Source organism: Arthrobacter rhombi (assembly GCF_039526245.1).
Taxonomy (GTDB): domain Bacteria; phylum Actinomycetota; class Actinomycetes; order Actinomycetales; family Micrococcaceae; genus Arthrobacter_H; species Arthrobacter_H rhombi.
The window spans coordinates 382,346-391,415 of the sequence record NZ_BAAAIV010000004.1 but is presented as its reverse complement, the minus strand read 5'-3'; the positions used below and the strand labels follow the sequence as shown (position 1 = coordinate 391,415).

Annotated in this window: 10 protein-coding genes; 3 read left to right on the top strand and 7 right to left on the bottom strand. The window is 68.6% G+C overall.

Annotated features, from left to right (window positions below; translation table 11 throughout):
• Positions 1–7: 7 nt before the first annotated feature.
• The 6 genes from purM to ABD088_RS04310 are packed head-to-tail and all read right to left on the bottom strand — an operon-like array spanning position 8 to position 5,131.
• Positions 8–1,150, bottom strand: a complete 1,143-nt coding sequence (gene purM / locus ABD088_RS04335) for a phosphoribosylformylglycinamidine cyclo-ligase (RefSeq protein WP_343900314.1) — start codon at positions 1,148–1,150, stop codon at positions 8–10.
• Between the two features lie 13 nt (positions 1,151–1,163).
• Entirely contained in the window at positions 1,164–2,714 is a 1,551-nt protein-coding gene (purF, locus tag ABD088_RS04330; protein ID WP_343900313.1) for an amidophosphoribosyltransferase, read from the bottom strand.
• 48 nt (positions 2,715–2,762) lie between these two features.
• Positions 2,763–3,092, bottom strand: a complete 330-nt coding sequence (locus tag ABD088_RS04325; RefSeq protein WP_343900312.1) for a hypothetical protein — start codon at positions 3,090–3,092, stop codon at positions 2,763–2,765.
• 3 nt (positions 3,093–3,095) lie between these two features.
• Positions 3,096–3,479, bottom strand: a complete 384-nt coding sequence (locus ABD088_RS04320) for a sterol carrier family protein (protein WP_343900311.1) — start codon at positions 3,477–3,479, stop codon at positions 3,096–3,098.
• A gap of 3 nt (positions 3,480–3,482) precedes the next feature.
• Positions 3,483–4,481: an asparaginase gene (locus ABD088_RS04315; RefSeq protein ID WP_343900309.1), complete on the bottom strand. Its 999-nt coding sequence runs from the start codon at positions 4,479–4,481 to the stop codon at positions 3,483–3,485.
• 41 nt (positions 4,482–4,522) lie between these two features.
• Positions 4,523–5,131 carry a class I SAM-dependent methyltransferase gene (locus ABD088_RS04310; RefSeq protein WP_343900308.1) on the bottom strand — a complete coding sequence of 203 codons (609 nt, stop codon included), beginning with the start codon at positions 5,129–5,131 and terminating at the stop codon, positions 4,523–4,525.
• A 53-nt stretch (positions 5,132–5,184) separates the two neighbouring features.
• Here ABD088_RS04310 and purD point away from each other — a divergent pair, with 53 nt between their 5' ends.
• Positions 5,185–6,471 carry a phosphoribosylamine--glycine ligase gene (gene purD, locus ABD088_RS04305; RefSeq protein ID WP_343900307.1) on the top strand — a complete coding sequence of 429 codons (1,287 nt, stop codon included), beginning with the start codon at positions 5,185–5,187 and terminating at the stop codon, positions 6,469–6,471.
• Positions 6,471–7,376, top strand: a complete 906-nt coding sequence (locus tag ABD088_RS04300; RefSeq protein ID WP_343900305.1) for a phosphoribosylaminoimidazolesuccinocarboxamide synthase — start codon at positions 6,471–6,473, stop codon at positions 7,374–7,376. The genes purD and ABD088_RS04300 overlap by 1 nt, the downstream gene beginning before the upstream one ends.
• Positions 7,377–7,385: 9 nt before the next feature.
• Here ABD088_RS04300 and ABD088_RS04295 read toward each other — a convergent pair whose 3' ends face one another.
• Positions 7,386–8,630, bottom strand: coding sequence for a helix-turn-helix domain-containing protein (locus ABD088_RS04295; RefSeq protein WP_343900304.1), 1,245 nt, complete (start codon positions 8,628–8,630; stop codon positions 7,386–7,388).
• A gap of 170 nt (positions 8,631–8,800) precedes the next feature.
• On the opposite strand from ABD088_RS04295, the gene ABD088_RS04290 reads away from it, so the two are divergent.
• Positions 8,801–9,034 (top strand): hypothetical protein, encoded by a 234-nt coding sequence (locus ABD088_RS04290; protein WP_343900303.1) that lies wholly within the window; start codon positions 8,801–8,803, stop codon positions 9,032–9,034.
• The last annotated feature ends 36 nt before the right edge of the window (positions 9,035–9,070 follow it).

Sequence of the window (9,070 nt, the reverse complement as noted above, 5' to 3'; positions counted from 1 at the left end):
GCGGGAATCAGCCCGCGTAGGCTCCGCGCATGAGGACGGCCCCGCCGTCGACTCCCTTCGCGCCCTGGACGAAATCGGCGCCGCTGGAGGCCGCGTCGTCGGTGATGGCCCCGACGGTTCCGGCGACCCAGGCCGGGACGCCGCGCTCATTCAACCGGGCTACTGCGGCCTGCGCCGCGTCGCCATCCACGATCGCGATCATGCCCACGCCGAGGTTCAGCGTCCGCTCGAGGTCTGCCTGCGGGACGCCGCCCAGTTCGCCGACCAGCGAGAAGATCGCCGGCAGGGACCAGGTGGACCGCTCGACCGTGGCCATCAGGCCCTGCGGCAGCACGCGGGCCAGGTTGGCGGCCAGGCCGCCGCCGGTGACGTGGCTGAAGCCGTGCAGCACGGAAGCCCCATCGACGTTCAGATGGTCCATGAGGTCCAGGCAGTCGGAGGTGTAGATGCGGGTCGGGACCAGCAGCTCCTCGCCCAGGGTGCGGCCCAGCTCCGAGACCTCGCGGTCCAGGGCCCACCCGGCGTGGTTGATGACCCGGCGGACCAGGGAGTAGCCGTTGGAGTGGATGCCGGAAGAGGCCATGGCGATGACCGCGTCGCCGGAGCGCACGCGTTCGGGGCCCAACAGGGCATCGGCCTCGACGACGCCGGTGGCAGCACCTGCGACGTCGTAGTCATGCTCGCCCAGCAGGCCCGGATGCTCGGCGGTTTCCCCGCCGACCAGTGCGGTGCCGGCCATCGAGCAGCCCTCGGCGATGCCGCGCACGATGTCGGCGATCCGCTCGGGGACCACCTTGCCGCAGGCGATGTAGTCGGTCATGAACAAGGGCTTGGCACCGACCACGACGATGTCGTCGACGACCATGCCCACCAGGTCCTGGCCGATGGTGTGGTGGATGTCCATGGCCTGGGCGATCGCGACCTTGGTCCCGACGCCGTCGGTGGACGTGGCGAGCAGCGGCTTCTTGTAGGAGACCAGCGCGCTGGCATCGAAGAGGCCGGCGAAACCGCCGACGCCGCCGAGGACCGACTCGTTGTGGGTGGCCTTGATGGCGCCCTTCATGAGTTCGACGGCGCGGTCACCGGCCTCGACGTCCACACCTGCGGAGGCGTAGGTGATGCCGGCGGATTCGGGCTGGGAGGATGTCATGCGTCAGGCGTCCTTACTTCGAATTCGGGGTCTTGTCGGCGGGGGTGAGGGAATCCTCGAATTCTGCGTCCGGTCCCGGGTCGCAGCCGTCGCTGCCGGCGTTCGGACGCTCGAGCAGGTTCTTGCCGAGTCGGTCCTGGTCGGGCAGTTCGATGGGGTATTTTCCGGAGAAGCAGGCGGTGCACAGGCGTTCGCGCGGCTGTTCGGTGGCGGCGATCATGCCGTCCTCGGAGATGTAGGCCAGCGAATCGGCGGCCACGGAGGTGGTGATCTCCTCGATCGTCGCACCGTTGGCGATGAGCTCGGCGCGGGAGGCGAAGTCGATGCCGTAGAAGCAGGGCCACTTGATGGGCGGGGAGGAGATCTTCACGTGGATCTCGGCGGCGCCGGCCTCGCGCAGCATCCGCACCACGGCGCGCTGGGTGTTGCCGCGCACGATCGAGTCGTCGACGACGATGACCCGCTTGCCGCGGATCACCGGCTCCAGCGCGTTGAGCTTGAGCTTGATGCCCAGTTGGCGCAGGGTCTGCGAGGGCTGGATGAAGGTTCGTCCGACGTAGGCGTTCTTCACGAATCCGTGGGCGAACGGGATGCCCGATTCCTCGGCGAAGCCGATGGCTGCCGGGGTGCCCGACTCCGGGACGGGGATGACGATGTCGGCGTCGGCGGCGTTCTCCCGGGCCAGCTGGCGGCCCATCTCCACCCGGGACTCGTAGACCGAGCGGCCGTTGATGGATGCGTCCGGGCGGGCGAGGTAGACGTATTCGAAAACGCAGTGGGCCGGGGTGGCCTCGGCGAATCGCTGGGAGCGGATGCCCTCTTCGTCGATGGCGATGAACTCACCCGGCTGGATCTCGCGGATGAAGCTGGCGCCGACCGTTGCCAGGCCCGACTGCTCCGAGGCCACGACCCAGCCGCGCTCCAGCCGGCCGAGCACCAGTGGGCGGACACCGTGCGGGTCGCGGGCCGCGTAGAGGGTCCCCTCGGTCATGAAGACGAAGCTGAACGCCCCCTTGAGCTGCGGCAGCAGCGCCAGGGCGGTCTCCTCGAAGGTGGTGCCCTCCTGGCCGGCCAACAAGGCGGTGACCAACGCGGTGTCGGTGGTGTTGCCCTGGGCGAGTTCACCGCGGAACTTGGCACCCTGCTCGGCGACGACCATGTCCATCAGTTCGGCGGAGTTGATCAGGTTGCCGTTGTGGGCCAGGGCGACCGTCCCCTCTGCCGTGGCACCCAGGGTCGGCTGGGCGTTGGCCCAGTGGCTGGCGCCCGTCGTGGAGTACCTGCAGTGGCCGACCGCGATGTGGCCGGTCATCGAATTCAGCGTGTTCTCGTCGAACACCTGGGACACCAGCCCCATGTCCTTGTAGACGTTGATCCGCTGCCCGTCGGAGGTCGCGATGCCTGCCGACTCCTGGCCGCGGTGCTGGATGGCATAGAGGCCGTAATAGGCCAGCTTGGCTACGTCCTCGCCGGGAGCCCAGACCCCGAAGACCCCGCATTCGTCCTGGGGGCCCTTCTCGTCGGACAAAAGATCATGTGAAAGCTTTCCGTCACCACGCACCATGGTCAACATTCTCTCACGTTGTTGCGCTGCGGCCGGTCCCGGGGGCCGCTATCGGGTCACGTCTCCGTCATCCACGGGAACGGCGCGTGCCCGTCGGCTGCGGCGGCGCAGCACGGTGTCCACGATGAGGAAGACCAGGCATCCGAGGAAGGCTCCGGCCAGCCCGAAAACGACGGCGAAGAACCCGAAGACCGATCCCCGGGTGAACTCGCCGCCCGGATCCCCGGACAGGGCGGTGAACATGGCGGCCAGCACGCCGACGACTGCCCCGGCGCCGGCGAAGGGCCAGAACTTCGGGGAGCTCGAAACCGTGACCTCAACGGAGCCCGCAACGGGGGAACGGTCTTCGGGGGTGGCGTCAGGGCGCGGTGAATCCATGCCTTAAAGGGTACCGAAGAGTGGCAGGTGTTCGGACAAGTCAGCACGCAGCCCGGACGCGGCTACCGTGCCGGAGGCGAGGGCCTCGGCCCACCTGACCTCACCGGTGGCCAGGGCCAGCCACGTTGCGGCGTCGAGCTCGATGACATTGGGTGGCGTTCCCCGGGTATGCCGGGGCCCGGCCACGCACTGGGCGACGCCGAAGGGCGGCACCCTGACTTCCACCGAGTTGCCCTCGGCCTGCTCGGAAAGCTCCTCGAGCGCATACCGAACGGCCATCGCCAGTGCCGGCCGCGGCAAGGCGGCCCGCTGGGTGGCATCGGCCCGCCGCCAGGCGGCCACGGCGGGCCGTCCCTGCTCGGCGGTGATCCGCCGTCGTACCCCCACGCCCTAGTCCAGCAGGTCCAGCACGGGGCGGGCGACCCGGATGCGGCCCACGGGCTGGCCCCCGCCCAGGACGGGGGTGCTGATCTTCTCCAGCACCGCGGTCATCGCGTCGACCTCGATGGCCCCGACCGACGCGAGCAGTGTCAGGCCGACGAGCGACGCCGCCCGGCCGTTGCCGTCCCTGACCTTCACGGCGCAGGAGATCCCCGCAGCGGTGCCCAGGATCAACACGCCTTCGGCCCCGAGCTTGGCCAGGACCTCCAGGTCCTCCATGACCACGGTGTTCTCCTCGCCGTGTCCCTGGACGGCCCAGGGGTAGTCGAGCATGGCCGTGGCGATGGTGGCCGCCCGGGCATCGGATGCCTTGTTGCCGGGGGACCCGGAGAGCCTCCCGGTTGCGGCGGCCAGCCCGCGCAACGAGATGGCGGGTACCGGGGCACCGCACCCGTCGACGGCCAGATGGGCGATCTTCTCGCCCGCGTACTCCTCCACGACCTCCACGACCCGGCGCTGCAGGGGGTGCCCGGGGTCCAGATAGGTTGCGGTGTCCCACCCGTTCTCCGTGCAGGCCCACAGGAAGGCGGCATGCTTGCCGGAGCAGTTGAAGGCCAACCGCGACGGGGAGCCGCCGGCTCGGATGGCCTCCAGCCGGGTGGCCTCATGGCGCGGCCAGGCGGTGGGGCAGCGCAGGTCATCGGCTGACAGGCCGGCCTTCGCCAGCATCGACGCGGCCAGCTCCTGGTGCTCAGTGCTGCCCACATGGCTGGCACAGGCCAGGGCGACCTCGGCGCCGCGCAGCGGAACGCCGGACTGCATGGAGGCCAGTGCCTGGAAGGGCTTGAGCGCGGACCGGGGGAAAATCGGGGCATCGATGTCGCCGAGGGAGCGCAGGACAGCCCCGTCGGCACCGAGGACAACGGCGGTGCCCGCATGACGCGATTCGATGAAGCCGCTGCGGTCCACGACGGCCAGGTCGGCGAAGTCGGGAGGGGTCTGTGACATGGTCCTACTCTATGCTGCCGTGGCGTCGCGGGAGGGCCGGATCAGGAACCGGCAGGACGGGCCAGGACGGCCACCAGGAACGAGGTGTCCCCCGGGTAGGGGTGCAACTCCCAGCTGGAGAACAGCTGGTCCACCGTGAACCCCGCGGCGCGGGCCTCCGACTGGAACACCTCGGGATCGTAGCCGCGGTCGGTGCCGAATCCGATGACCGCTCGCCCGCCGGGCACCAGCTGGGTGTGGAAGCGCCGCAGCACCTCCCCGGAAGTCCCCGGGGCCAGGAAGGTCATGACGTTGCCGGCGCAGACCAGCAGGTCGACCGCCTGGTCCGCGGCCGGTGCCTCCAGCTCCGCCAGATCCGCGACCTGCCAGTCGACGTCCGGGTGATCCGTCCGTGCCGCCTCGATCAGTTCGGGGTCGGCGTCGACGCCCCGGACCCGGTGGCCGCGCGCCGCCAGCTCGCCGCCAACGCGTCCCGGGCCGCAGCCGGCGTCCAGCACCTTGCTGCCACGGGCGAGCATCGCGTCGATGAGACGGGCCTCGCCGTCGAGATCCGCCCCCTCGGCACGCATGGCCTCGAACCGCTGGATGTACCACTGCGAATGGCCGGGGTTCTGCTTCCGGCGGGCTTCCCAAAGTGTTTCGTTACGCACGTCCACCACCCTACCCAAGCCCGTGGGCGATTGCCCCGGTACGCTTGGGGATCGTGAAGGTACTCGTCATTGGCCCCGGTGGCCGCGAACACGCCCTTGTCCGTTCCCTCCTCGACGATCCGTTCGTCACCGAGGTCCACGCAGCACCCGGAAATGCCGGCATCGCCCGCGACGTCCCGGTCCATGCTGTCAACGCCCAGGATCCCGCGGCCGTCGTCGCGCTGGCCCGCGAACTGGGTTCGTCCTTGGTTGTCGTCGGGCCCGAGGCCCCGCTGGCCGCCGGCGTCGTGGATGCCCTGCAGGAGGCGGGAATCCCGGCCTTCGGCCCCACCCGGGCAGCCGCCCAGCTGGAGGCATCCAAGGCCTTCGCCAAGGAGATCATGGCCGTCGCCGAAGTGCCCACGGCCATGGCCCGGGTCGCCACCAACTCCACCGAGGCGGCCGACGCGCTCGATGCCTTTGGCGCCCCCTACGTGGTCAAGGACGACGGCCTCGCCGCGGGCAAGGGCGTCGTCGTCACCGATGACCGCGAGGCAGCACTGGCCCATGCCCAGGAGTGCTTCGGCGCCGGGGGATCGGTGGTCATCGAGGAGTTCCTCGACGGGCCCGAGGTCTCCCTCTTCGTCATCTCCGACGGCTACCATGCAGTCCCGCTGGCACCTGCCCAGGACTTCAAGCGCATCTTCGACGGCGACGAGGGACCCAACACCGGAGGCATGGGCGCCTACAGCCCGTTGGAATGGCTACCTGCCGGCTTCGTCGACGACGTCATGGAACGCGTGGCCCGTCCGACGATCACTGCCATGGCCGACCGCGGCACCCCGTTCGCCGGCGTGCTGTACTGCGGGCTCGCCCTGACCCGGCGCGGTATCCGCGTCATTGAATTCAACGCCCGCTTCGGCGATCCCGAGACACAGGCGGTTCTCGCCCGGCTCAAGACCCCGCTGGGTTCGCTGCTCCTGGCCGCCGCGAACGGCACCTTGGACACCATCGAACCCCTGACCTGGCGGAGCAAGACTGCGGTCGGTGTCGTGTTGGCCTCCGCCCGCTATCCGGACGCCCCGGTCACCGGCGACGTCATCACCGGTCTCGACGCAGCCGCCGAGCTGGACGGCGTGAGCGTCCTGCACGCTGGCACTGCCCTGGACGACGACGGTGCCACCGTCTCCGCGGGAGGCCGGGTCCTGGCCGTGGTCGGTCTGGGCCGCGACCTGGCAGGGGCCCGCGAAAGGGCCTATGCGGGCATCGGCAAGATCGCCCTGGAGGGCGGGCAATACCGCACCGACATCGCACTACGCGCCGCCCAGGGCGGCGTCACCATCGAGCAGGAAGGCAACTGATGGCCGGCTTCGAGACCGAGACCGTGCAACTTCCCGGGTGGGACCACCTCTACTCGGGCAAGGTCCGCGACCTGTACACCCCGGCGGGGATCCCGCCGGAGGAGGCCGATCGCGTCCTGGTGGTGGCCAGTGACCGGATCAGTGCGTACGACTTCGTGCTGGAGACCCCGATCCCGGACAAGGGCAAGGTCCTCACGCAGCTGAGCCTGTGGTGGTTCGATCAGCTCGACGGTTTCGCCAACCACGTCATCTCGACCGACGTGCCGGAGGCAGTGGCCGGACGGGCCATGGTCTGCAAGAAGCTGCAGATGTACCCGATCGAATGCATCGCCCGGGGGTATCTCACGGGCTCGGGGCTGGCCGAGTACCAGGCCAGCCGTACCGTCTGTTCCCTGCCCCTGCCCGAGGGGCTGGTCGACGGATCAGCCCTGGAGCCGGCGATCTTCACCCCGTCCGCGAAGGCGGAGGTCGGTGAACATGACGAGAACATCACCTTTGACGAGGTGGTGGAACGGGTTGGTTCGACCGTGGCAGACCAGCTGCGGGACTTGACCCTGGGCGTCTACACGCGGGCCGAGCAGATCGCCCGGGAGCGCGGCATCATCCTGGCCGATACGAAGGTCGAATTCGGTCTGGACCCCGCGAGCGGCGGGATCATCCTGGGGGACGAGGTCCTCACCCCCGACTCGTCGCGCTTCTGGGATGCGCAGACGTACGAGCCGGGGCACGCCCAGCCGTCCTTCGACAAGCAATTCGTCCGTGACTGGCTCACCTCCGACGCCTCCGGCTGGGACCGTGCGGGGGATACCCCGCCGCCGGCCCTGCCGCAGGACGTCGTCGAACGCACCCGCGCCCGGTACATCGAGGCCTACCAGCGCCTGACCGGGCAGTCCTTTTCGGCCTGAGTCGCCCGCCTACTTGCCGCGGCGGGAGGCCCTGATCTCGGTGGCCAGTTCGATCGCCAGCGAGGCACGGTCGGGCGAACCGGCCAAGGCAAAGGCCTGCTGGGCGCGGGCCAAGTGCTCGACGGCCTCGGTGCCGTTGCCCATGCTGACCATGCAGCGGGCCGTGAGCAGGTCGATTTCGCCCTGGAGATGCTGTGAGAGCAATTCCCGCTCGGACTCCACCGGAGCCAGCTCCTCCAGGGCTTCTTCGGGCTGCCCGTTGAGGTGGAGCCAGCGGGCCCGGGTAAGTCGCAGCTCGAGCGCCTCGGCCGGATTTCCGCCGATCACGCTGATGGCCAGTTCAGCCTTCTCGATGCACTCCAGGGTCTCGGGCTCGACGACCCCGGCGGCCAACCGCATGGAGGCCGATGCCTTGTTGAACCGGGCCCACTGTTCGATGTCGCTGGCCGGCAACAAGCGTTGGGCGGCCAACTGGTGGTTGCTCAACCCGGCGGCGATGTCCTGGCGTTTGAACGCCACGTTGCCGATGGCCCAATAGGCGTTTCCGGCCGTCTGGCTGGGCGCACCCTCGGCCACCGCCTCGGCCAGGGCCTCACAACTGGCCCAGGCGGAATCCAGCTGCCCGGACTCGGCCAGCGAGGCGATCAGCGCGAACAACGCACCGATGTAGATCAGCGAGTCACCGGGCAGGTTCTTGCCCTGCTCCACGGCGTTGAGGGCGTGTTCAACGGCGATATGCAACTTGCCCAACCCCAGGTAGGCGTTGGCCACCAGGGTTTCTGCCCTGACCTTCAGGGCCAGCGACTCATCGGTCAGCGGGTGGTTCAACACTTCCTCGGCAGCGGTGCGGTACTCGTCGTGCCGGCCTTGGTCGCGCAGCGCCTCGGCGCGCAGGAACATCATGTTCCACCAGGCGCTCGAGTTCTTCAGGCGCAGGGCGACGGAGGCCGCCTCGGTGGCCGTAGCCTCGGCGTCGGAGTACTCACGGGCCGTGAAGGACTGCCGGGCGCGGTGCTCCAACAGCACGAATTCGGCCTCATCCGCGGAAACGGGGGTGTTCCAGGAATCCATCAGTTCTCGGTCGAGATTCAAGCGGGCCGACAATTCGGTGATGATTTCGGAAGTCGGTTCGCGGCTGCCGGTCTCCAAAAGCGAGATGTAGCTGGTGGAATACTTCCCGTGTCCCAGCTGGGCCTGGGTCAGTTTCATCTGCTGACGAGCGTGGCGTAGTTTCTCGCCGAATTTGATTCCCATGGATGACCCCTTAGAACAACTGATGGTGAACAACAACCGGATTCGCAAAAGCTTTGGACGGAAAACCTTGACGAAACATGTTCTGACCAATTTACAATGAATGTTAAGTGATGCGCCACTCACTGACGCAGTAACTGCAAGACCCACGGCGACCCCCTAAGGAGAAAACATTGAAGAAGCTTGTTGCAGCCCTCGCGGCCACGGCCGCATTGGCAGCCGGCGCGGTACTTGCCGTCGGCAACTGGCCGCATTCCACCCCCGCGGTGGGAGACTGGCCCCATTCCTCGGTGGCCGTCGGCGATTGGCCCCACTCCACCATCAACGTCGGTGACTGGCCGCACGCGACCGTCAACGTCGGTGACTGGCCGCACTCCACCGTCGCCGTGGGCGATTGGCCCCACTAGCCAACACCCGCAGGTCGGGGCGTCGCCAATAACCCG